The sequence below is a fragment of the Anabaena catenula FACHB-362 genome, assembly GCF_014698735.1.
GTDB classification, from domain to species: domain Bacteria; phylum Cyanobacteriota; class Cyanobacteriia; order Cyanobacteriales; family Nostocaceae; genus Anabaena; species Anabaena variabilis_A.
In genome coordinates this window covers 32,506-57,350 of record NZ_JACJTQ010000021.1, presented here as the reverse complement: position 1 = coordinate 57,350, position 24,845 = coordinate 32,506, and the positions used below count along the sequence as shown (strand labels likewise).

The 24,845-nt window shown below is 41.7% G+C and carries 14 protein-coding genes; 3 read left to right on the top strand and 11 right to left on the bottom strand.

What is annotated here, in order from left to right; genetic code table 11:
- Positions 1–2: 2 nt before the first annotated feature.
- The 5 genes from H6G68_RS14800 to H6G68_RS14780 form a co-directional block, all read right to left on the bottom strand.
- Positions 3–905: an MBL fold metallo-hydrolase gene (locus H6G68_RS14800; protein WP_190907325.1), complete on the bottom strand. Its 903-nt coding sequence runs from the start codon at positions 903–905 to the stop codon at positions 3–5.
- A gap of 11 nt (positions 906–916) precedes the next feature.
- Entirely contained in the window at positions 917–1,300 is a 384-nt protein-coding gene (panD, locus tag H6G68_RS14795) for an aspartate 1-decarboxylase (protein WP_127051860.1), read from the bottom strand.
- A gap of 140 nt (positions 1,301–1,440) precedes the next feature.
- The gene (locus H6G68_RS14790; RefSeq protein WP_190648268.1) at positions 1,441–1,953 is read right to left on the bottom strand and encodes an inorganic diphosphatase; all 513 of its coding nucleotides are present in this window, start codon (positions 1,951–1,953) and stop codon (positions 1,441–1,443) included.
- A gap of 193 nt (positions 1,954–2,146) precedes the next feature.
- A complete protein-coding gene (locus H6G68_RS14785) occupies positions 2,147–2,335 on the bottom strand; it encodes a TLTLP motif-containing protein (protein ID WP_190907324.1) in 189 nt (62 codons plus the stop codon).
- Positions 2,336–3,258: 923 nt separating this feature from the next.
- Positions 3,259–4,230 (bottom strand): Npun_F2552 family protein, encoded by a 972-nt coding sequence (locus tag H6G68_RS14780; RefSeq protein ID WP_190907323.1) that lies wholly within the window; start codon positions 4,228–4,230, stop codon positions 3,259–3,261.
- Between the two features lie 660 nt (positions 4,231–4,890).
- Between H6G68_RS14780 and H6G68_RS14775 the strand changes: the two genes are divergently transcribed.
- Positions 4,891–11,469, top strand: coding sequence for a HAMP domain-containing protein (locus H6G68_RS14775; RefSeq protein WP_190907322.1), 6,579 nt, complete (start codon positions 4,891–4,893; stop codon positions 11,467–11,469).
- Here the strand turns inward: H6G68_RS14775 and H6G68_RS14770 are convergent.
- Positions 11,466–12,893 carry a sensor histidine kinase gene (locus tag H6G68_RS14770; RefSeq protein WP_190907321.1) on the bottom strand — a complete coding sequence of 476 codons (1,428 nt, stop codon included), beginning with the start codon at positions 12,891–12,893 and terminating at the stop codon, positions 11,466–11,468. The two genes, H6G68_RS14775 and H6G68_RS14770, sit on opposite strands and share 4 nt — an antisense overlap.
- A 132-nt stretch (positions 12,894–13,025) precedes the next feature.
- The gene (locus H6G68_RS14765; protein ID WP_190907320.1) at positions 13,026–13,403 is read right to left on the bottom strand and encodes a response regulator transcription factor; all 378 of its coding nucleotides are present in this window, start codon (positions 13,401–13,403) and stop codon (positions 13,026–13,028) included.
- A 393-nt stretch (positions 13,404–13,796) separates the two neighbouring features.
- Here H6G68_RS14765 and H6G68_RS14760 point away from each other — a divergent pair, with 393 nt between their 5' ends.
- On the top strand, positions 13,797–15,971 hold the full coding sequence (locus H6G68_RS14760; protein ID WP_190907319.1) for a hybrid sensor histidine kinase/response regulator: 2,175 nt from the start codon (positions 13,797–13,799) through the stop codon (positions 15,969–15,971).
- A gap of 369 nt (positions 15,972–16,340) precedes the next feature.
- On the opposite strand, the gene H6G68_RS14755 is transcribed toward H6G68_RS14760, so the two are convergent.
- The 4 genes from H6G68_RS14755 to H6G68_RS14740 form a co-directional block, all read right to left on the bottom strand.
- Positions 16,341–17,759, bottom strand: coding sequence for an aspartate ammonia-lyase (locus H6G68_RS14755; RefSeq protein ID WP_190907318.1), 1,419 nt, complete (start codon positions 17,757–17,759; stop codon positions 16,341–16,343).
- Between the two features lie 406 nt (positions 17,760–18,165).
- The gene (locus tag H6G68_RS14750; protein WP_190907355.1) at positions 18,166–21,129 is read right to left on the bottom strand and encodes a UPF0182 family protein; all 2,964 of its coding nucleotides are present in this window, start codon (positions 21,127–21,129) and stop codon (positions 18,166–18,168) included.
- A gap of 127 nt (positions 21,130–21,256) precedes the next feature.
- Entirely contained in the window at positions 21,257–22,813 is a 1,557-nt protein-coding gene (locus H6G68_RS14745; protein WP_190907317.1) for a CHAT domain-containing protein, read from the bottom strand.
- 32 nt (positions 22,814–22,845) lie between these two features.
- Positions 22,846–23,838: a hypothetical protein gene (locus H6G68_RS14740; RefSeq protein ID WP_242045273.1), complete on the bottom strand. Its 993-nt coding sequence runs from the start codon at positions 23,836–23,838 to the stop codon at positions 22,846–22,848.
- 574 nt (positions 23,839–24,412) lie between these two features.
- On the opposite strand from H6G68_RS14740, the gene H6G68_RS14735 reads away from it, so the two are divergent.
- The gene (locus H6G68_RS14735; RefSeq protein ID WP_127051866.1) at positions 24,413–24,838 is read left to right on the top strand and encodes a cyclic nucleotide-binding domain-containing protein; all 426 of its coding nucleotides are present in this window, start codon (positions 24,413–24,415) and stop codon (positions 24,836–24,838) included.
- Positions 24,839–24,845: the final 7 nt, after the last annotated feature.

Below are 24,845 nucleotides of genomic sequence, written 5' to 3'. Positions count from 1 at the left end.
AGTTACTTACTCACAGGCAATACCATACCTTCACAAGCTAGTAATACATTAGGAAATGTAGACTTCAGTTTGTTTTGAATTTGGTCAAGAAAAACATCATCGTCGTCTGGATGATGGTGTGAGATTACTAACCTTTGCACACCAGCACTTTGAGCTAAATCAACTGGAGTTTTCCATAGTAATTCAGCATATTCATGGTTTTTATTAGTTGGAGGCGTATAGGTAGCATTGGTAACTAGTAAATCAACACCTTTAATGATTTTTAGAATCTGCTCTTGCTCTTCTAAATCAAGACTCTGATGTAAATCAGTCACGTAGGCCATGCTTTGATCTCCCCAACTGACCAGGTAGCCAATAGACCGCTGATTTCTATTAATTAATGCTGTTGTAATTTTTACATCACCTAACTCCACTGTATTACCAGGAGTCAAATGATGAAAAAGCAACTCTGACTGCATCACTTGTAAAGGGTAAGGAAAGTGCGGTTGGAGCATCTGATCGCACAGACATTGTTTGATTGATGCACCATTTGAGGCCGCTGTTCCATAAATATGGAAGCAGTTGCCTGTAATAAATGCAGGAGCAAAAAAGGGAAATCCTTGGATGCGATTTGATTGGGAGTTAGTAAAAAATAAATGAGCTTCTAGAGGCTCTTGCAGATGTTGCCAAGTTTTACCTAGAACCCGTAAACCAGTACCTCCATCAAAAATCAAGCGTTGTCCTGCTATATTTATTTCGACACAAGCAGTATTACTACCATAGCCGCAGGTATGACTGTTTGGGGTAGCAATTAAACCGCGTACACCCCAAAATTTAACCCAAAACTCCCCAGCAAGGTTATTTAGCGTGGGAGTTAATTCTTCATTGACGTAGCTTTGGGAATCAGACAGCTCAAAATTTGACATTTTTCTTGAAATTAGAGCTTACTGAGCAGGTCATCGTAGTTTCGTACTTCCAGCATCCGGTTTTTTTCGTCCACAATGACAACCGTAGGAGAGTAATGTTTTAACTCTTCCAGTGTAAACTGCCCGTAAGTCATTATAATCAAGCGATCGCCAATAATGCCTAAACGTGCGGCTGCTCCATTTAATTGAATGGCTCCTGAATTAGCGGTAGCAGGAATTGCGTAAGTAATAAAACGCTGACCATTAGCATTATTCACTACTTGTACTTGCTCATAAGGTAAAATACCAGCTTTATCTAAAAGTACTTCATCAATGCTGATACTACCCACGTAGTTGATATTTGCTGCCGTGAGGGTACAGTTATGAATCTTAGCCAAAAGGAGAGTGCGCTGCATTTCGGTTTGGGTTTTTCTGCAACAAGTGAGAGTGGTTTTAGTCTGGTGAGAGGGTTGTTGGTAGTTTTTTTCAGTTTTGTCATGGGTAATTGGTATTTATTATACCCATTACCCATCACTTATTACACATTACCAATCATCTATTTTTTAGCAGCTTTGATAAACTTCTCTACTAAGGGTGCAACCCTCTCTACATCCTGCCAACCGAGTATTTCTGTCACCTTTTTTTCCAAATTTTTATAAGTGCGGAAAAATTCGGCAATTTCATCTAGACGGTGGGGAGGCAAGTCTTTCAATGATCTTACATGGGCGTAGCGTGGATCTTTGTCGGGAACACAAAGAATTTTTTCATCACGATCGCCACCATCAATCATTTCCAAATAACCAATTGGTCTTGCCGCAATGACACAACCAGGAAAGGTCGGTTCATCCATTATTACCATACCATCGAGCGGATCGCCATCATCCGCTAAGGTGTTGGGTATAAAGCCGTAGTCATAAGGGTATTTTACCGAAGATGAAAGTACTCGGTCTAAGGCAAAAGCTTGCAAGTCTTTATCAAATTCGTATTTATTTTTACTCCCGCCAGGAATTTCAATCAGAACATTGATCACACCCGGTTTCGGTTGGGCAGGAATAAGGGTTAAATCCACAACAAAACTCCTCTGCTAAAAGTAAATCATGGGTACACCCAATTTGGTTCCCCGTGTAGAATTTTAGAGCAATTGTGGATCTCTGCCCAAGCTATTCATTTCCATGCCATTTTTTAGTATCTTTATACTAAATTAATTAACCATCTAGTTGCTGTACATGATATATGACTGTTGGAATGCTTTTACATCTTATTCACTCTTTACTTCTGTCCAGATAATAGGTTAGCTGTTGCTGACTATTCTGAACATCGGGTGAGGAATAGTAAGAAATGATAAATACAGGGAGGATCAGGGTTACGAGAGCGATCGCAGTTCCCACAATGTCTGCCAAACGTTGGGAATATGTATCGGAAGAATTGGCAGACTGGCTATTTGAATTCATACAAAATTGTGGTTCGTCATATCACTTGTAGGTTCACTCTCTATAAAGAGAGTCTCAATACTATTTTAGCTATTTTTTTGCTGTAAACTCTGTAGCTTTAAAGAATCTCATCCAGTTTCAAAAGTGGCATATTAGGTTTTTATACATGACATTTTTGTTACAAATTAAGTTTCAAACATTTGATACTTTATTTGCTGACTAAATATGTGCAGATAATTTCTGCATCTATGTCAGGGTTGGTTAACATTGTGATCATTATCACTGCATTATTAATTACTTTGTCCATTTAATTTGATGTTTAATCAACCGAGTTGATTGGGATGACTTTTTTTGAGTATAACATCTGAAAAGGCTTTTGGTAAGAGTATTTGCGCCGATATTATTAGGTTTGATACACCATCGATTTAGATAAACCCACTTAAAGCATTTTGGGTGTTGTCAATTTCTCAACTGTAGATACACAGAAATATCGATACATTCCGGAAAATCGGAATAATAATATTTTTTCCATAGAATATCTCCATTGCCAAATATCAGTTACTGTGAAGCTGTTTCGCCTTTTTATTAAGTGATTTTCACCAAAAGTCTTTCTGGATTTAAATTTTCCAGCATAGCGATTATTACGGTTTTTTTTGTCAATCTCTATATAAGTAGATAAATAACATCTAGATGGTAGATATTTGCTTGCAGCAAACAATTAGCAATATTAAAAGTTTATAAATAATCATCGCAGTTGCAGCAAGAGGAAGCGATGAAAAAACCGCCTTTGTACTAGGGCGGTATGCTTAAGCAATCAGAGGTGATCACAGCCTACTTACTTGTTGTGTAGATGGTTATAGTCAAGCCATCATTATCTACTATCCTGATTTTATTGAGATTAAGAAAAGATTATTTGCAGGTTAAAGTATTATCTATTTCCACCTTTATCCCTTGCCATAAGCACTCATTGGTTCCTTAATAAAGCGGATGTAAAGATGCTTAAATGTGGACTTAATCACACGAGGCATGGCAAAGTCGATAGGCATTAACTTTTCAGGTAATTGCCAATCTTCTATTTGTAGTAAATCTGGGGATAAATTAGGAAAGTCAATATCACTTAATTCGGGACAAATTCCTAACCTTTGGGAAGCGGCAACAGTGGGAACTTGTGCGGGTGAAACTTTGAGAACTTCCAACATTGCCCGATCTAAGGCAAAAACATTTGTCGAAGCTGCTAAAACCTCTAATTGACGAGGTTCACCACCACTAGGTCCATTACCTTCATGCCCAATAATTCCATCTAAAATAGTTAAATCGGGATTAATTGTTCTCGCAGTTTCTACTAACATTTCTCCGAATCTGTTAGCATCTTTGCCTGCTTCCATGTGCCACCAAGCTTTCATTTTACCGGGGACGCAACCGAAGAGATTTTTTACTCCTAAAGTTAGGGTTAATTGCATATGAGATTTAACTTTGGGTAAGTTAATAATCACATCTGCATCCATTGCTTCTTTAGATACGAGCAAATGATTAAAATTGTCGTTAACAGTTTGATAACGTTTACCGTGAAATTCGACAATTGGTAAATTCAGTTCTTCTAAAATTGGTAATAATCCATTTGCGACTGCTACACCTTTGGCACTACCAAAAGCGGGACTATCTCCTAAAAATGGCTTACCACCAACTGCAATTACCATTTCAGCAACGGCGCGAACTAATTCCGGGCGGGTGGTACACTCTTTAGTAGGACGAGAACCTGTGAGTAAGTTGGGTTTGAGTAAAACGCGATCTCCTGGTTTTACAAAAGCAGCCATTCCCCCTAAAGGTTCTAGCAGGGTTTCCAAGGATTCTCTTAAAGCCTCTTGTGCGTAAGATTTAGCCCGAATCAGGCTGACGGATGGTTTGTGTGTTTGCATGGTTAATAATTGCGTGATCTTAAAATAATATAAACGAAATTTAATTGGGAAACCACTCAATATCAATTAATTAGTCAGGAAAATAAGGGCATTCTGGATAAGAACTCACAGCATTTTGAGTTTTAATTTTCACAAACCCTAATAAATCTTTGTAGATGGAATTAGATTTAAAATCTAATTAGGAATCTTGATTTTCACTAAGTAGCCATCATGAACTGTGTACACCAGGAGGGATGAAAATAAGTCCTTTCACCTTCCCCGATTTTCAAGTCAGGTAGGTGAGAAAATTTATAACTATGTCATTGCGAACGAAGCAAAGTGTTCGCGAAGCGTGCCGGAGGCTTCAGCAATTACAATCGAGTATTTTATATTTCGTTACATAGTTCGGTTTATTTGTGCCTATCTACTTCATTCTGGGGGGTTAAAATGTATGAGTTTACTTTTGGGACTCAAAACATCGCACAGAAAGCCTGACAAACGCTGGCATAAACGGGTCGTCTCACCGTGATAGTCCAGGATCATGGCTCCTTACATACCAGCCTTAAACCTTTAACATAGGATTACAGTGCAATCAACTTTAGAAATAGAATCAGCCTGAAAGTACTCCTTCTTCAGGTACAGAGTGCAGAAAACATCAAAAAATTTCTTAAGGATTAGACTATGGCAACTGAACAGTTAACTAGAGATAGCGACAATCTCGATTTAAAACAGCTATTGACAACACTGAATGCTGTTAAAAAAGGTGACTTTTCTGTTCGGTTGCCTATAGATCAAACTGGCATCGCGGGGAAAATAGCCGATACGCTCAACGATATTATTGACCAGAATGAGCGTATGGCTACAGAGCTACAGCGAATTGGCAATATTGTTGGTAAAGAAGGTAAGATCATCGAACGCGCCTCTTTAGGAAATGTGAGCGGTTCTTGGTCAGATTGTGTTACTTCTGTCAATACTCTAATTACAGATTTAGTCCAACCGACTGCCGAAACTACTCGTGTGATCAGGGCTGTAGCCAATGGCGATTTATCCCAGACGATCGCTACAGAAATTGATGGCAGACCCCTCCAGGGAGAGTTTCTCCAAACTGCCAATATCGTTAACACAATGGTAGATCGGCTTGGTTCTTTTGCATCGGAAGTGACGCGGGTAGCGCGGGAAGTGGGAACGGAAGGGAAATTGGGCGTGCAAGCCGAAGTTAAGGGAGTGGCTGGTACTTGGAAAGACTTGACCGACAACGTGAACTTGATGGCGGGTAATCTTACGGGGCAGGTGCGGAACATCGCCGAAGTTGCCACAGCGATCGCTAATGGTGATCTTTCCAAGAAAATTACTGTTGATGTTAAAGGTGAAATTCTCGAACTCAAAAACACCGTCAACACGATGGTGGATCAACTTAACTCCTTTGCATCGGAAGTAACGCGGGTAGCGCGGGAAGTGGGAACTGAAGGCAAACTGGGCGTGCAAGCCGAAGTACGCGGTGTGGCTGGTACTTGGAAAGATTTGACCGATAACGTGAACTTGATGGCAGGTAATCTTACTGCTCAAGTCCGTAATATTGCGGAAGTAACCACAGCAGTAGCCAATGGCGACCTCTCCAAAAAAATCACTGTAGATGTCAAAGGCGAAATTTTGGAGTTGAAAAACACCGTCAATATCATGGTGGATCAGCTTAATTCCTTTGCATCAGAAGTTACAAGAGTTGCCCGTGAGGTGGGTGCAGAAGGAAAATTAGGCGGTCAAGCCGAAGTCCGGGGGGTAGCGGGAACCTGGAAAGACTTGACTGATAGTGTGAATTTCATGGCGGGAAGCTTGACGGCACAAGTGCGAAATATTGCCCAGGTGACAACGGCGGTTGCTAACGGCGATCTGTCCAAGAAAATCACCGTTGACGTAAAAGGTGAAATTCTGGAGTTGAAAAATACCATCAACACAATGGTGGATCAACTTAATTCCTTTGCATCGGAAGTGACAAGAGTTGCGAGGGAAGTGGGAACCGAAGGAAAACTGGGTGTGCAAGCCGAAGTACGCGGTGTAGCGGGAACTTGGAAAGACTTGACCGACAACGTGAACTTAATGGCAGGTAATCTTACTGGGCAAGTTCGCAACATAGCCGAAGTTGCCACAGCGATCGCTAATGGTGACCTTTCTAAAAAAATCACCGTTGACGTGAAAGGCGAAATTTTCGAGTTAAAGAATACCATCAATATCATGGTGGATCAACTCAGTTCCTTTGCATCGGAAGTAACGCGGGTTGCCAGGGAAGTGGGAAGTGAAGGCAAACTGGGCGTACAAGCAGATGTTAAAGGCGTTGCGGGGACTTGGAAAGACTTGACCGATAGCGTGAATTTCATGGCGGGAAGTTTAACGGCACAAGTGCGGAATATTGCCGAAGTGACGACAGCTGTGGCAACCGGCGACCTTTCCAAGAAAATCACTGTCGATGTCAAAGGTGAAATTCTGGAGTTGAAAAATACCATCAACACAATGGTGGATCAACTCAATTCCTTTGCATCGGAAGTGACGCGGGTTGCTAGAGAGGTGGGGAGTGAAGGGAAACTGGGCGTACAAGCAGATGTGAGGGGTGTGGCTGGCACTTGGAAAGACTTGACCGATAGCGTGAATTTCATGGCCGGAAGCTTAACGGCACAAGTGCGGAATATTGCCGAAGTCACCACAGCAGTCGCAACTGGCGACCTTTCCAAAAAAATCACTGTGGATGTCAAAGGTGAAATTCTGGAGTTGAAAAATACCATCAACACAATGGTGGATCAACTTAATTCCTTTGCATCGGAAGTAACGCGAGTTGCGAGGGAAGTGGGAACAGAAGGTAAATTGGGTGTGCAAGCGGAAGTCCGGGGGGTAGCGGGAACCTGGAAGGACTTGACCGACAACGTGAACTTAATGGCAGGTAATCTTACCGGGCAAGTGCGGAATATTGCCGAAGTTGCCACAGCGATCGCTAATGGCGACCTTTCCAAAAAAATCACTGTGGCTGTGAAAGGCGAAATTCTGGAGTTGAAGAATACCATTAATGTCATGGTGGATCAACTTAGTTCCTTTGCATCGGAAGTAACGCGGGTTGCTAGAGAAGTGGGAAGTGAAGGAAAACTGGGAGTACAAGCAGATGTGAGAGGCGTGGCTGGGACTTGGAAAGACTTGACCGATAGCGTGAATTTCATGGCGGGAAGCTTAACTGCACAAGTGCGGAATATTGCCGCCGTCACCACAGCAGTAGCTAACGGCGACCTTTCCAAGAAAATCTCTGTTGATGTCAAAGGTGAAATTTTAGAGTTGAAGAACACTGTCAACACAATGGTGGATCAACTTAATTCCTTTGCATCGGAAGTCACAAGGGTTGCCAGGGAAGTAGGAACCGAAGGGAAACTGGGAGTGCAAGCGGAAGTTAAGGGGGTAGCTGGGACTTGGAAAGACTTAACCGACAGCGTGAATTTCATGGCGGGAAGCTTAACGGCACAAGTACGTAACATTGCCGAAGTGACAACAGCAGTAGCTAACGGCGACCTTTCCAAGAAAATTACCGTTGATGTTAAAGGCGAAATTCTGGAGTTGAAAAATACCATTAACACAATGGTGGATCAACTCAATTCCTTTGCCTCGGAAGTAACGCGGGTGGCACGGGAAGTGGGAACTGAAGGTAAATTGGGCGTGCAAGCTTATGTCAGAGGAGTAGCTGGCACTTGGAAAGATTTGACCGACAACGTTAACTCAATGGCGGGGAATTTAACAGCACAGGTGCGGAATATTGCCGAAGTTACCAAAGCAGTAGCGAATGGCGACCTTTCCAAGAAAATCACCGTTGATGTCAAAGGCGAAATTCTCGACTTGAAAAATACCATCAACACAATGGTGGATCAACTGAGTTCTTTTGCATCAGAAGTCACAAGGGTGGCGAGGGAGGTGGGAACCGAAGGTAAATTGGGCGGTCAAGCGCAGGTGCAAGGTGTAGCGGGTACTTGGAAAGATTTGACCGACAATGTGAACTCGATGGCGGGGAACTTGACGGCACAAGTGCGCGGTATTGCTAGAGTGGTGACAGCGGTTGCTAATGGTGACTTGAAGCGGAAACTGATGCTAGATGCCAAGGGAGAAATTGAAACCTTGGCAGAAACAATCAACGAGATGATTGATACCCTGGCGACCTTTGCCAATCAAGTCACCACAGTGGCGCGGGAAGTGGGTATTGAAGGTAAATTAGGCGGTCAAGCTAAAGTACCTGGGGCGGCTGGGACTTGGAAAGATTTGACCGACAACGTGAACGAACTCGCGGCCACCCTGACAACTCAGTTAAGAGCGATCGCAGAAGTAGCAACAGCTGTAACTAAGGGTGATTTAACTCGCTCCATTGCGGTTGAGGCATTAGGGGAAGTAGCAATCCTCAAAGACAATATCAACCAGATGATTGCCAACCTGCGGGAAACAACGCAGAAAAACACAGAACAAGATTGGTTAAAAACGAACTTAGCCAAGTTTACGCGAATGCTGCAAGGTCAGCGAGACTTGGAAACAGTATCCAAACTTATTCTTTCCGAACTGGCACCGCTGGTAGGAGCGCAACAAGGCGTATTCTATTTGATGGATAGTGGAGAAAATGCAGCATATCTAAAATTACTTAGTAGCTACGCTTATCGCGAACGCAAACATCTGGCTAACCGCTTTTACTTGGGTGAAGGCTTGGTAGGACAATGCGCTTTAGAAAGAGAACGAATTCTGCTGACGGAAGTGCCGAATGATTATGTGAAAATTTCCTCTGGTTTAGGAGAAGCAACTCCATTAAATGCCGTAGTGTTACCGGTGCTATTTGAAGGACAGGTGACAGCGGTGATTGAATTAGCCTCTTTCCGCCGTTTTAGCGAAATTCATTTGACATTCTTTGATCAACTCACCGAAAGTATTGCGATCGTCCTCAACACCATTGCGGCTTCGATGCGGACCGAAGAATTGCTCAAGCAGTCCCAGTCTTTGGCAGAGGAATTGCAAACCCAGCAAAGTGAACTCAGAGAAACCAACAAGCGTTTAGAACAACAAGCCCAATCACTGAAAACATCTGAGGATTTGCTCAAAGGTCAGCAAGACAAGTTACAACAAACCAACGCCGAGTTAGGAGAAAAGGCAGATTTGTTAGCTCTGCAAAAGAAAGAAGTCGAGCGCAAAAATCGAGAAATTGAACACGCTAGAAGGTCTTTAGAAGAAAAGGCAGAACAACTAGCTCTGTCATCAAAATACAAGTCTGAGTTCCTTGCTAATATGTCCCATGAACTACGGACACCGCTAAACAGCTTGTTGATTTTAGCTAGGCTGTTGGCAGATAACGTCGAGGGCAATCTTACCAGTAAGCAAGTCGAATATAGCCGTACAATTTACTCAGCAGGTACTGACCTTTTGGCACTGATCAATGACATTCTCGATCTGGCCAAAATCGAATCTGGAACGATGTCAATTAACATGACCCAAATGTTGTTGACAGAGTTGGGCGACCATATTGAACGTACCTTTAGGCAAATAGCTCAAGATAAAGGCATCTCTTTCTCCATTGAATTGGCTGCTGAATTACCAAGAACCATTTATACCGATGCCAAACGCTTGCAACAAGTGTTGAAAAATCTGCTTTCCAATGCTTTCAAATTTACCGAGCGTGGTGAAGTAAAATTGCGGATTGATGTGGCCAAGCAGGGATGGAGCCTCAACCAGGACACCTTAAATCGCTCCGAGATAGCGATCGCATTTTCAGTAATCGATACGGGTATTGGTATTGCCCCAGATAAACAAAAGGTGATTTTTGAGGCGTTCCAGCAAGCTGATGGCACTACTAGTCGGAAATACGGTGGTACGGGATTAGGCTTGTCGATTAGCCGGGAAATCGCCCGTCTCTTTGGCGGAGAAATTAAACTTGTTAGTCACCCTGATCAAGGTAGTACGTTTACGTTCTACTTGCCACAATTCAGTTCTGAGCTAGGAGTACAGATTTCTGAGCCGAAATCGCCACTCCTGAGTGCTTATTCTCCCTCAACAATTCTGAATGATGATCGCACTAATCTTGAAGAAGACGACTATGTGCTACTAGTTGTCGAGGATGATATTCACTTTGCTCGCATCTTGCTAGACATAGCGCGGCAGCAAGGATTTAAAGTTATAGCCGCCCAAAACGGTAGCGTTGGGTTAAGCCTAGCCCAGCAATTCCAGCCTTCAGCCATTTTGTTGGATGTGCGGTTGCCAGAGATGGATGGTTGGACGGTGTTGGATCGCTTGAAACATGACCCAAACACGCGTCATATTCCTGTACATATCATGACAGTTGAAGAAGGGCGACAACGCAGTTTGCAATTAGGAGCGATCGCATATGTGCAGAAACCCGTAACTAGAGAGACAGTCTCTGATGCATTGACCAAAATTAAAGGTTTTGTTCAGCGCCGAGTGAAAGATTTGCTGATAGTCGAAGATGATGATGATCAGCGACGGAGCATTATCGAGCTAATTGGCAGCAGCGATGTGACGATTACGGCTGTTAGCACTGGTGCAGCAGCCCTAGAAGCCATTCGCTCTCAGCTTTTTGATTGTCTTGTCCTCGATTTAGGACTACCGGATATGACCGGTTTTGAACTGATCGAGCAGCTTAAGCAACACCCCAATGGTGAAGCTTTACCAATTATTGTCTACACCAGTAGGGAAATTTCCCCAGCCCAAGAAACTGAACTCAAACGGATAGCGGAGACAATCATCGTCAAAGACGTGCGAACTCCTGAACATCTCCTCGATGAAACCGCATTACTCCTGCACCGCGTTCAGGTAAATCTGCCTGAACCGAAACGTCAACTGCTGGAACAATTGCATTCAACAGACGGCTCCCTCACGAGCAAGAAAGTTTTGATCATAGACGATGATATTCGTAACATCTTTGCCCTGACTAGTATGTTGGAACGCTATCAAATGCAGGTGATATACGCTGAGAATGGCAGTGAGGGTATGAAGATATTAGAGAATACACAAGATATTGATGTTGTTTTGATGGATGTGATGATGCCAGAAATGGATGGTTATGAAACAACACGCCAGATCCGCCAAAACGACCGATTTAAATCTTTGCCGATCATTGCACTGACTGCTAAAGCCATGCTCGGCGATCGCGATAAGTGTATTGAAGCAGGCGCATCAGATTACATCACCAAACCCGTAGATATTGAACAGTTACTTTCACTTTTGCGTGTTTGGCTGTATCGTTAAATTCTCGCTTTCAGCGGTAAGCAAATCGTAAAAGTTGCCCCCTGATTGGGTGTGCTGTTGGCTGTGATACTACCATGATGAGCTTCTACAATCTGCTTGGCGATCGCTAATCCCAAACCGTTGCTATTACCTTGACGGGAGGGATTAGTCGTGTAAAACTGCTCAAAAATCCGGGGTAAATCATTCTCACTGATGCCTATCCCCTGGTCTTGAATTTTCACAACTGCTAGAGCGTCCTCGTTGTACCCAGAAATAAAGACCTGGGAATTTGGCACTGAGTGTTTTATAGCATTGTCGAGTACATTTAAAATCGCTTGTAATAGCCGTTCTGGATCACCCACTAGCATGAGGTCAACGACATTTACTCGCGCTGATATACTGAAGGCTTGCATTCGGGGTTCCATTGTCCCAACAGCACGGTTAATTAGATCCCGCAGTGAGATAGGTTGTTGTTCCATCTGAGAAACACCCGCTTCCAAACGTCCTAGATCCAGCAGGTCATGAATCAGTCGTGATGAGCGTTGGATCTCGTTCTCGATAGTTTGGAAAAAGCGATCGCGCAATTGGGGTTCTTCGTATGCTCCATTTCTGAGTGCGTCTACTGTTACCTGAACATTGCTGATGGGTGTGCGAAGTTCGTGAGAGACATTTGCTAGAAAAACCCGACGCTCTTGATCTAGCGAAGCCAACCGTTCACTCATCCGGTTTAACTCCACCGCTAATTGATCTAACTCATTGTTTTCATGGATATCAAGCTTATCGCCAAAATGACCGCTGCCCAAACGAATCGCAAAGTTACGCATAGTTTCAATTGGTTTTGAGAGACTGCGAGCAAAACGAGTGCTGATCAGCGCACATAGCAAGATTGTCAGCGATAGTGTCCCCAAAACGTTCCAAATCACTCTAGTAAACTGGTTCTGAACCTGTTTTAGAGTGATAGACATTCGCACTATGCCCAGTAGTTGATTGTTACGCACAATTGGTCTAGCGACGTATAGGCGATCTTCTGTCGAGAAAACTCCTTTTGTCACACCTTGTTGTGGACGATTTTGCAAAGCTTCCCATACACCAGGAACCTTGTACCAGTCTGTTACCTTTTTATCTCCTTGGGGATCAGAAGTAGCTAGTAGACGACCTTGTTGATTAAAAATGCGAAGCGTCACATTTTGTGGCGCACCATACCGCTTTACCAGCACCTCTACCTGCTGAAGATTCGTTTCTGCTAAAGCATCTCCTGCACTCTCGCTCAAGGCAATTGTCCAGTTATCCAAATCAGCTTCCCGTGTTCGCATCAAGTAGATATGGAATGACCACAGGATGTAGCCTGCCATCAAAGAAGTTCCCAAGGTTATTAGTAGCAGGTATGTGGCTAAAAGCTTGGCATGAATGGTATTTAATTTTCTACCAGGAAACCAATCTTTCATAAAAAAACTTGATGGTAGTTTGGAAAGCCAGTGGCTTTAGCCAGGAGAGTTTGAAGAAGACACGGGGACACGGGGACACGGGGATAATCTCTCCGCGTCACCGCGTCTTCCCCTCTGAAGCGGTCTCTTCGGTCAATCAGACTCATTCCCGGAACGACGGCGCAACACTGCTTTGATTCGTGCCAACAGTTCACGGGTGTTGAATGGCTTGGTGACATAATCATCTGCACCTGCTTCCAAGCCCCAAATTTTCTCAATATCCTGATCTTTGGCTGTGAGCATGACAATAGGAATATCTGAAAATGCCCGAATTCGCCAGCATACTTCCATCCCGTCAACCTCCGGTAGCATGAGGTCGAGCAAAATTATATCTGGTACTTCCTTGTGAAACTGTTTGATGGCGCTATGTCCGTCTGCTGCCGTTGTCACGGTATAGCCTTCTTTTTGCAGCGTGTAAGTAAGGCTTTCGCGTAGGGATGCTTCGTCATCTACCAGTAAGATATGCGGCATTTTACACTAGTAAAGGTTCTCACTCTAGACTGACAAGGAATTCTTGCCCCAACATCCTCCCCAGGAAATAAATTTGGTGGGTAAACTAAGCTGTTAACGGGACTTAGGCAGGGGGCAGGGGGCAGGGTGCAGGGGGCAGGGTGCAGGGGTGCAGGGGTGCAGGGGGCAGTGGGATGAAAACAACTGTGTGACTTACACTGTATTAGATTTCAAGAAACTGAAGAATCTTTAATGCTGAGTTTTTTCTGAATAAATAACCATGTAACTGCAAATCAGGCTTCATTTGGCTGAAATTTGTAACTTTAGATAGTTGCAACATAGTGGGCAAAAGGTAGACAGTGGTTAACTAGAAGCTGAACAGCGTTTCTTTATATCAAAACAAATATTTTTTCTATGGTATCCAGTGCAAAAGTAAACATTCTCATGGTTGATGACCATTCAGAAAATCTGCTGGCTTTAGAGGCGATACTTCAAAGCCTTGGTCACAATCTCGTGAAGGCTACATCAGGGGCCCAAGCTTTGAGATGTCTGCTTACTCAAGATTTTGCCGTAATTTTACTCGATGTCCAAATGCCAGATATCGATGGATTTGAGACAGCAGCTTTAATTAGACAACGAGAGCGATCGCAATACACCCCCATAATTTTCTTAACAGCATTTAGTAATAGTGAGTCGATGGTGTTTAAAGGGTATTCCCTGGGCGCAGTAGACTATCTGTTCAAGCCAATTGACCCGGAAATATTAAAATTTAAGGTAGCAGCATTTGTTGAATTGTTTGAGAAAACGATGGAGGTAAAACAACAAGCAGCAGAACTGATCACCGCCAATGCTCAATTAAGAAGAAGTGAAGAACAGTTTCGTTGTTTAAGTGCTTGCTCTCCTGTGGGTATTTTCTTAACAGATATCGCCGGACTGTGTACATACACAAACCCTCGCTACCAAACTATTTTGGGTATTACTCCAGAAGAAAGTTTAGGAGAAGGGTGGTTGCGATCGCTACATCCACAAGACCGAGAACAGGTACTTGCAGAATGGTTGATCTGCATCCGCGAAGGTAGGGAATACTCCCGTGAGTTTCGCATACTGATGCCAGCAGGAATTTTGCGTTGGGTAAACTTTCACTCATCACCAATGCTTTCTGATCAAGGCAAAATCATCGGTTATGTGGGTACAGTCGAAGACATTAGCGATCGCAAACAAGCTGAAGAAGAACGCACCAAATTACTCCGTGAGCAAGCAGCCCTCAAGGAAGCGGAAGCCGCAAACCGCATGAAAGATGAGTTTTTAGCTACCCTTTCTCACGAACTCCGCACACCTCTCAACTCGATACTTGGTTGGTCTAAACTGCTCCGCAATCGCAAATTAGATGAGAAAACCACTGCACGCGCTTTGGAAACAATTGAACGCAATGCACTTTCGCAGGAGCAACTTATTGAGGATATTTTGGATGTCTCACGGATTATTCATGGCAAATTATCTTTAAATATCTGCCCCGTCAATCTATTACCTATAATTGAAGCGGCATTAGATACTGTGCATCTGCAAGCTCAAGCTAAAAATATTTTATTTAGTTTTTTTGTCGTCACCGACACGGGGCAACATAGGACAATAACCCCAATAAATCAGGAAGAACTTACTTCTTCACCCCTATCATCTACCTCTATTTCCCCCGTCTTAACTTTTCGCGTCTCAGGTGATCAAGAACGGTTGCAGCAAATTGTTTGGAACCTACTGACTAACGCCATTAAGTTCACGCCCCAAGACGGTAAAGTAGAAATTAGTCTATCAGTCATCAGTAGCCAAGAAACACAACAGACGGAGCAGAGGTACGCTCAGATCCAAGTTACTGATACGGGCATTGGTATCAAACCAGACTTTATAGATTGTGTTTTTGAGAGCTTTCGTCAAGCTGATGGCAGCATAACTAGAAGCCAAACGGGACTGGGACTGGGGTTAGCAATTGTCCGCCATTTGGTAGAACTACATGGCGGAACCGTCTATGCAGACAGTCCTGGTGAAGGGCTAGGATCGACCTTTACTGTGAAATTGCCTCTTTTAGAAGCAAAAAATAGTCTGCCACATAAGGCCTCTGGTGTAACTACAGAAATAGTGGAAACAATAGATCCAAATTTTTCAGTTTCCCTACACCCATTACCTCTTGATAATTTAGAAGTGCTGATTGTAGACGATGATATTGATACACTATCTCTTCTCACCTTAGTGTTACAGGACTCTGGGGCTAAGGTAAGGGCGGTTGCTTCCGCTGCCGAGGCATTCTTAGAAATTCAAAAATGCCCACCAGAAGTATTAATTAGTGATATTGGAATGCCCGAAGAAGATGGCTATAGACTAATCCGCAAAGTGAGGCTTATGGAAGCAGAACAAGGAGGGCAAATTCCTGCTATTGCGTTAACGGCCTATGCCAGAGAGGGAGATTCCACAGAAATACTAGCAGCAGGTTTTAATATGTGTGCTTCTAAGCCGATTGAGTTAACTGCATTGATTAATATGGTCACAAAACTGATGGGACGAAAGTTAAAGTGGAAGCAATGCAATTTAGTGATATAGCAGGAGTCAGGAGTCAGGAGTCAGGAGTCAGCACTTCTCTTCTCCTGTCGGAGACACTACGTGAACGAGACGCTTCGCGAACGGCTACGCTCAGTGAACGGAGGAAGAATTAGAAGAAGATAAGAATAATCTTGAACCTGGAAAAGTGATAGGTAAATGAACAGTTTCAACGCTTATTCCTTGCACCTGATTCACCTTTTTTAACCTTCAAACTCTTGGTATATCTAAGTTCTAGCTTTATTAAGCAAGTCCTAATTATGTTAAGAGAACTCCACAAAAAAGACGATCCAATTTGTGAAATCAAAACGACTTTTCCTCCCCCTGCACCCTGCACCCTGCCCCCTGCCCCCACAAATACGGGATATTTTTTTATTTGGAAGTCTCTAAAGGAACGATTGCACTCATTTGCTCTAAATCTAATACAGTCGCTAATTCCGCTTCTGTCATTAATTCTTTTTCTAGAACTATTTGACGCAGTGATTTTCCGGTTTCTAAAGATTCTTTAGCCACAGCAGCAGCATTTAAATAACCGATATGCGGATTTAAGGCGGTGACTAATGCTAAACTACCTTCGGCATAAGCTAAACATTTTTCTGTGTTAGCGGTAATGCCTTGAATACAACTTTCAGTCAGGGCAGAAATGGTATTACCCAAAATTTCGATACTGTGAATTAAATTATAGGCAATGAGAGGCATCATCACATTTAATTCTAATTGTCCAGCTTGGGCAGCCAGTGCGATCGCACTATCGTATCCCATTACCTGAAAACATACCATTGATGTCATCTCTGCCATTACCGGGTTATATTTCCCTGGCATAATTGAAGAACCAGGTTGGACTGGAGGCAGTTGAATTTCCTTAAATCCGGTTTTAGGGCCTGAATCCATTAAACGCAAGTCATGGGAGATTTTCACCAAGTCCTGGGCTAAATTCCGCAATGCACCGGAAACATTTACAAAAGCACCCATACTTTGCATTGCAGCCATTAAATGGGGTGCAGGTTCTAGGGGAAATTCTAATAATTGCGAAAGCACTTCTACCACCCGTTGGCGATATTCAGGGTGAGTATTCATTCCCGTACCCGCAGCACTACCACCTAAACCCAACACCATCAAATCCCCAGAAGCGATATAGAGACGGTTTTGATGTTCTGTGAGAATATAAGCCCAAGCCCGGAAATTTTCACCCAAACGCACAGGTACAGCGTCTTGTAGGTGGGTTCTTCCAGATTTGACAATATCTTGAAATTCCACAGCTTTTGCTTCCAAAGCTGATATCGCTAATTCTAAAGCTGGGTGTAAAGTTTGGGAAAGCGCCAATAAACCACCAATACGAATTGCTGTGGGGATGACATCGTTGGTAGACTGCCCATAGTTTACATGATCGTTAGGACTAACTCGTTTGTAGTTACCTTTTTCATCACCGAGAAGTTCCAAAGCACGATTTGCAAGAACTTCGTTAATATTCATGTGGTGAGAAGTTCCCGCACCTGCTTGGTAAACATCGACAACAAATTGATCTCGTAATTTACCTGCTAAGATTTCATCAATAGCTTGGATTATGGCTTTACTGATATCTGCGGGAATGCAATTTAGTTCAGCGTTGACAATTGCGGTAGCTTTTTTAATAAACAAACAAGCATCAACGTAAGTAGGTAAAGGTTTAATCCCGCTAATGGGGAAGTTTTCGATAGCCCTTTGGGTTTGAATACCGTAATAAACATTACTAGCAATTGAGCGATCGCCCATTGAATCCCGTTCTATGCGAAAATCTGTATTGTCAGTCATAGTATTGTTTGAATCATCTCAAAATACAAATCATGCCATGTAGTTGCGCCAAAAAACTAATTTGCAAGTTTTGTAAGTAGTTAGACAAAATGAAATTAGACTTCTTCAGACATCCTCTAAGGCAACTCAAAAAAATACAGCAGAATTCAGGAGTCAGGAGTCAGGAGTCAGGAGTCAGGAGTCAGGAGTAAAACTGGCGAATGTGTCTAGGTTTCAATTTTGATTTTGTACCTCATTGATCTGCAATCTGTTGTAACCCTCTTTTGTCACTTTCCGAGTTTTCCTATTAATAAAAAGTTTTCAAGAGACGCAATATCAATTAACAGAATCAAAAACACTTTCCCTGCACCCTACACCCTGCCCCCTGCCCCCTGCCATAAAAAGATGGGGCATTTTTTAGAAGTCCCTAACCTGGTGGTATTCCTTCTTCTTCCACAGGACGAATAATCGCCGGTGCTGGTGTTAAGTCTGACTGAAAAATCGCCTGCAAAGCTTGTTCCAAAGTTTGCGCCATGACAATTCGATTTTCATAAGCGACAACTACCCGCACCAAAGTGGGCAAACTATTTTGTGTAGCTTCTAAATAAATTGGCTCAACGTACAATAAAGATTGCTCAATGGGAACAATTAAAAGATTACCCTGAATTGCACTAGAACCTTGACGATTCCATAGAGAAATTTGCTGAGAAATTACGGGATCTTGGTTAATTCTGGCTTCTATTTGCTCAGTTCCATAAATCAAGCGTTCTTTAGGAAAGTTATATAACAGCAATTTACCGTAGTTCTCGCCATCTGAACGCGCTGCTAACCAAGCAATTAAATTTGTTCGTTGTTTGGGTGTGTAGGGAATCAGCAATATAAATTCTTCAAAGGCAACATTAGGAAGACTAGTAATTAAATAGTAAGGTTCAACTGGACGGGTTTGGGTTCCATAAATTTCATTGGGAATTTGCCATTGGTCTTCCCGATTATAAAATACTTGGGCATCGGTCATATGATAAACCATTAACCGTTCCGATTGAATTTTAAAGAAGTCAACCGGATAGCGAATATGACTGCGGAGATTTGCAGGCATAGCTGAAAGCGGTTGAAACATTTGCGGAAAGATTTTTGACCAAGAAACAATGAGGGGATCTTTTGGTTCAGCAATGTAAAATCGCACTGTGCCATTGTAAGCATCAATGACGATTTTAACGGAGTTACGAATATAGTTGATGCCGTCGCTACCTGTGTCAGAATATGGATAGTGATCGCTTATTGTATAAGCATCCACTATCCAGTAAAGATAATTTTTTGCCCCTGGAAATTGTAGATTTTTATTGTCAGGATTCGCATCAGCAGCTACTAAATAAGGCTCACTGTCAAATTTCAAAAAAGGTGCAATGGCGCGAATTCGTTGGTTAATATTTCGCCGGAATAATACTTTAGTTTTTGGCAAAAAATTTCGTGTGAATATCATTTGCCAGTCTTTTAAATAGGTAGCAAATAACCAGCGTCTCCATAGAGAACCAATTCTAATTCCACCTTTACCATCGTAAGTATTATAAATATTCTCACTGCCACTGGGATAGTCTAATTCTTTCACTTTCGTGCCAGTCATGACATGAGTGTTAGTAATTTCTCCGTAATAAATTCGTGGTTCCTGAATAGGAATGCTTTCTCGAATGGCTTCACTAGAAGTAGTTAATGCACTACTATTACCGCTAATATCTTTAACAAAATATTCTGGTAAACCACCAGGAGCAACTTTATTAACGGGACTTATAGTAAAGCCGTAACCATGAGTGTAAATTAAATTGCGATTTACCCATGTCTTAGCTTGTTGTGGTACAGCGTTATAGTCTAATTCTCTGGCGGCAATTAATACCTGCTGTTTTTCTGTTGATTGTGATTGAGTTGTAATTTGGTAGCGATCAATATCGGCATCAGGAAACTGATAATAGGGACGAATTTGTTGTAATTGACGGTTAGTTTTTAAGAGTGGTTCTTGATCCCAAAGACGGATATTGCGAATTGTGAGATCATTGGCTTTGAGATCAGCTTGAGTTAATTTTCCTTGGGGGTTAAAGGTTTGAGAATTAATTACTTCTAAATTGAATGCTTGACGAGTTAGAGCAATAGTACGCTGTATGTAAGGTTGCTCTCGCTGTAATTCATTCGGCTGAACGATTAAATACTGCACAACAGCAGGTACAATAAAATCACCAATAACTATTAAGCCTAGATAAACACTCACCGCGTAAATTATCCAGCGATGATGCCGAGATTTGGATTTCCAAAATAAAGTTTGCCATAACAGGTAAAATGCGATCGTTACAGCTAAAACACATAACATGGTTTCAGCAGGCAACTGTACGTGAGCATCGGTATAACTAGCACCAAAACTCACCCCACGGGGAGAATAAACAAGTTTATAGCGACTCAGCCAATAACTAAAAGCCACTACCAACATCAAACAGCCACCCAAGCCAAATAAATGACGTTTTTGTGGTGGTAAAAAGCCTGGAAAAATGCCTTGACTGAGGCTATCTCCTGATAAAAGATAGGTGAGAATAACGGCAATAAAGCCATATAAACATAATCCAACCAGCCAAAATGCCAATAGTTCCCAGACTGGGAGGTAAAAAATATAAAAGCCGATATCCTTACCCAATAAAGGTTCTGTGCTGTTAAAAGGTGTGGAATGGGAATAGAGAACTATCTTTTCCCAATTGTGAGACAGCACCCAGCCAAAAACGAGACTGAGAATAACTGCGATCGCTCTGAGGCAAAATTGAGAATATACTAAAAGTGCGATCGCTATTACCAAAGCTAAGACGAAATACCAAGCTTGTGAAATAACCCTGTTGGCTAAGTTCCAAATTGTCTCCAATTGGAATAAAGGGGGAAGTAGACTAACCTGATTAACCTCCCCATACCAATAAGTTAGGGTAATTTCCCCATAATGCGCCACAATAAACCCCACCAAAAAACTTAGTCCTAAACTCAAAGGAAGTAGCCAGTGTAATCTAATTTCTGTCTTTCCTAAATCAATTTTGGCGGTTTCATCAACTTTGGCATACTGGGGACTAAGAAACTTTGTTAATTCCCTACCAAATCTTTTTTCCTCATTTCTAGCTGGCTCAATGTTCAGAAAAGAGGGATATTTCAGTCGATTTGCTACTGCAAGATTTCCTAAAAGATAGGCAAAACTAATGCTAACAACTCCCACCCATAAACCACTCTGAGTTATTAAACGCAGCAGAAATGTTTGTAAATAGCCAACTTCCTGAAACCAAAAAATTTCCGCTCCCAAATGGGAAGTTAAAGCCAATATTAACAACAACCCTAGGGATATTATAAAAACTCTCAAGCACCATTTCCAGAACATTCCTTTGACACCCCTGTTCCCTGCTGTAACTGTTAACAAATTCCCTGGGGTTAAATACCTGTTGCAAACCGCTGTAATTACGAATTACGTATCCCTAGCGGGACCGGAGGCACTATTACGAATTATTTTAATTCCAGTTACCAATCATAGTGAAAGCAGACCAAAAGTAAGGATGGGATAGGTCTATCTTACCTAAATTAGACAGTTCTGGAGGTAGAGAAATGCGCTTTTCTGGGGATAGATATAATTGTTCATCGGCTATGCGAACTTCGCCCTTCAGCATGGCTAACTGAGCTTGTCTGAGAGATTCAGAGCGCAAGGAAGTCATCTTTAACTGCTCGTAAAATTTAGTCATCAGTGCCAGAGAACCTTGATCACTCACATACCAGAGGCTACCTAATACCGATTTTACCCCTGCCTGCACTGCTAAACCAGAAAATCCTAATTCTACTTCTTGACTACCCAAGGCAGTTCTACAGGCACTCAAAACTAACATTTCTACTTTAGGATTTTTACTCCATTGTAATTCTTGAGATAACTTTCTCAACTGCTGTAAGTTAATTTTTTCATTCCAAAGTTGAATATAAGAATTATTGATTTTTCCTGGTTTAAAATCACCATGAGTTGCTAAGTGAATAATCCCATAATTCTGTTTATTACTAAAAGCCTTGAGATTATTTAGGGTAGATGCGTCATTCAAAAATATCTGAGCCTGACTTTGCCAAATTTGTTTACTTACGGCATCTATTTCTATGGGAACAGAAGGTAAAGGCTCTTGTCCTTCTGTACTTTGCGATATCCCCATAGCCAGGATATCCGAATTGACAATAGGAACATAACGAGTATCTGTGAGGCTAAAACTAGGGATAATACCAATACTATATTTTTCAATCAAGAACTGTTTACCATCATGTAAAGCAGCAATAGGAATAGTTCGCAAGCCGCTATCCAGAGAAAAGATTAAGGTATTGATTTTATTAGCTTTTAAGGCTGGCTCCAGAGGCTCAATTATCCACTTATAGAGTTGTTGAGCGCTTTTAAAGTAATCGTTGCGTCTATTATTAGTAATTTTAGATCTAAACTCTTTAGCAACTTTTTGGATATTGCTGTTTTTGGCTTCTTGGATATCTTTGCGGAGAATTTGAGGCTGATATGCAGGAATTTGTGTTGTAACTTGTAAGCTTTTATAATTGCTAGAAATATTTTTTTGATTTTCAATTGGCGGTATCATAATTAGACTCAATTTGTCTTTTAGAGCAGTTACGTAAATAACTGCCGCTTTTCGATTTGTTTTTTTAGAAAGAATGGCTAAATTGTTAGCAATCCCTTCTGCTGAAGTAATATCTCCAAAAAAGTCAGTACCTAAATATGCCCCAAATTGAAAAGCTTGTAATTCTTCCAACTGCTTCACAGCTTCTTCTGGTGTTGCTGCTGAAAAATCTCTATCAAATTCATTTCTATCTACAACAATTTTATCAGGATTCTGATTATCATCATTAGGGTTAAGAATTTCTTGAGGATCAGGATTAGTGATATCTGACTGATTCCCAGGGTTAACAACCTCTTGGGGATCAGGATTAGTGATATCGGACTGATTTTGCGATTGTGCCTGAACTGATTTCAAGAAACCGAGAATTAAAATAACCGACAAAAAAATTGACAAGAATAAACGATTAAATTTCATCAATCCGATCCTAAATATTGATGTAAATTACACTAAAAAGAAAGACTATAACCGATACCTAATATAAAGCGGCTACCATCACCTGCATTGCCAGTAATATCGCTAATTCCTGGTGTTATTACTAAAGGAATTTTCTTAAATGGTGCGACAGATAAACCCAAGCCTAAATCTTGTCCTGACCATTCAATGATTGCACTCACGGGTTTTGCAACTTGCATCGCTACACTCCCAAAAACACCAACTGAATCAATCTTTTTGTTAATATCCGATTCTGAACGAAACTGTCCACCACCCACACCAGCGGATACATAAAGGCGACTAAAAGGTTTGCTATCACTATCTTGTAAGCGAAACATTTTAGTAACTACACCGTAACCAGATGTACCTCCATCGGTGTCACCAAACGTTACAAAATTCTTCACACCGACAGCTACAGCCATATCATTTGGTAGTCGGCGATGTAATTTTAAACTAATGTTTCCATCTTGGAAAGAATCCAGATCAACAATACCTATATTTACATCTAAACCAACCGATTTGTTAGCATCACCTAAGCCTATACCCACACCTAAAACTCCATCTGCTTTGTCGGTAAAGCGAGCGCGAGATTGTAATCCTACCGCAATAGAAGCTCTTCCCCAAGATTTACCATAAGCAGATGGTGTCAGCATAGTAATACTGGGAGTTGAAAGCGGTCGCGCTTTATTATTTTCTAGTACTAAGGGTAACTTTTGTGGTTTAAAAGGCTTTTGCTCTGGGTAGCTAGGTTCTGTTGTTAAATGATTACCATTTTGATCAACGTTGATTTCTGGAGCCTGAGTTAAATAATCAGAAGGTATTGATATAGCTGTGGGAGTGATTGGAGTTACAACTTCTGATTCTTTTTTTCCTACAGTTGGAAATTCTTTTATAGGACTTAGGACTGTCACTTGACTAGGAGTAAATTTATCCTCATGAATAATTTTGCTATGTACATTGTTATAAATTTCTATGAGGGAATAATTCTCTAAAAAGTACATAATCATACCCGATGTGCGTGAGTTGAGATGCTAAAGTTCCATACAGCAGAATTCAGGAGTCAGGAGTCAGGAGTCAGGAGTAAAACTGGCTTTGTGTATAGGTTTCAATTTAGATTTTGTACCTCCTAACTACGCAACCTGCTATAAGTCTCAAATGGGGATATTATATCCTGTCCAGTTGAATACTTATGATTAGGGGTTGACACGGAGACACGGAGAGTTTTTTTGATAAACAATTAGCAGGACTTGATATAAATACCCTTTATTTAAATGCCCCACAGTGGTAGTTATTATATCAATACTCCAGACAGTTTTATGACCAAGGTAAAAATAAAGTTACTTAACACTACAGGTTTAGGGATCAGTTTTCTGCCAATGGCTAAGACTGAGGGATATACTTCTCAAGGAAATATACAAGTGTTCATGCTCATCATCTACTTACTGATTAACTGGTATAATATTCTCCAGACCCTACATCTACCCTCAAGGGGTTAGGTCAAAATCGTTGTTAATATGGCTAATCGCCTTCTCACTTCAGATTTGAAACTTGTAAAGATTGTTTGATTAATAACTAGTAATTATGCTCACCAGCGTTGATCGGTTGTTATTTGTCCGGCGCGTCCCCATTTTTAATGAATTGCGAGATGATTTTGTAGTTCGGCTGGCTTCAGTGATGAATGAACTATCATATCCCGCTAATTACAGTATTTTTAAACAGGGTGAAGAAGGGCGATCGCTCTATATTGTTGTATCTGGTAAAGTCAAAGTTCATATTGGGGAAACCAAATTAGCAGAAGTTGAGCAAGGGAAATACTTCGGGGAAATGGCTGTATTTGATACTCAACCCCGTTCCGCCACCGCTACGACTGTAGATCCTTGTGAATGTTTAGAACTCACCCAAGAGCAACTTTATGATGCGATTGAAGAAACTCCAGAAATTGCGGTGAATATTATTCGTGAACTATCGCGGATAATTCGCCGACTGAATGAAAGTATTAATCATTAGTCATTGG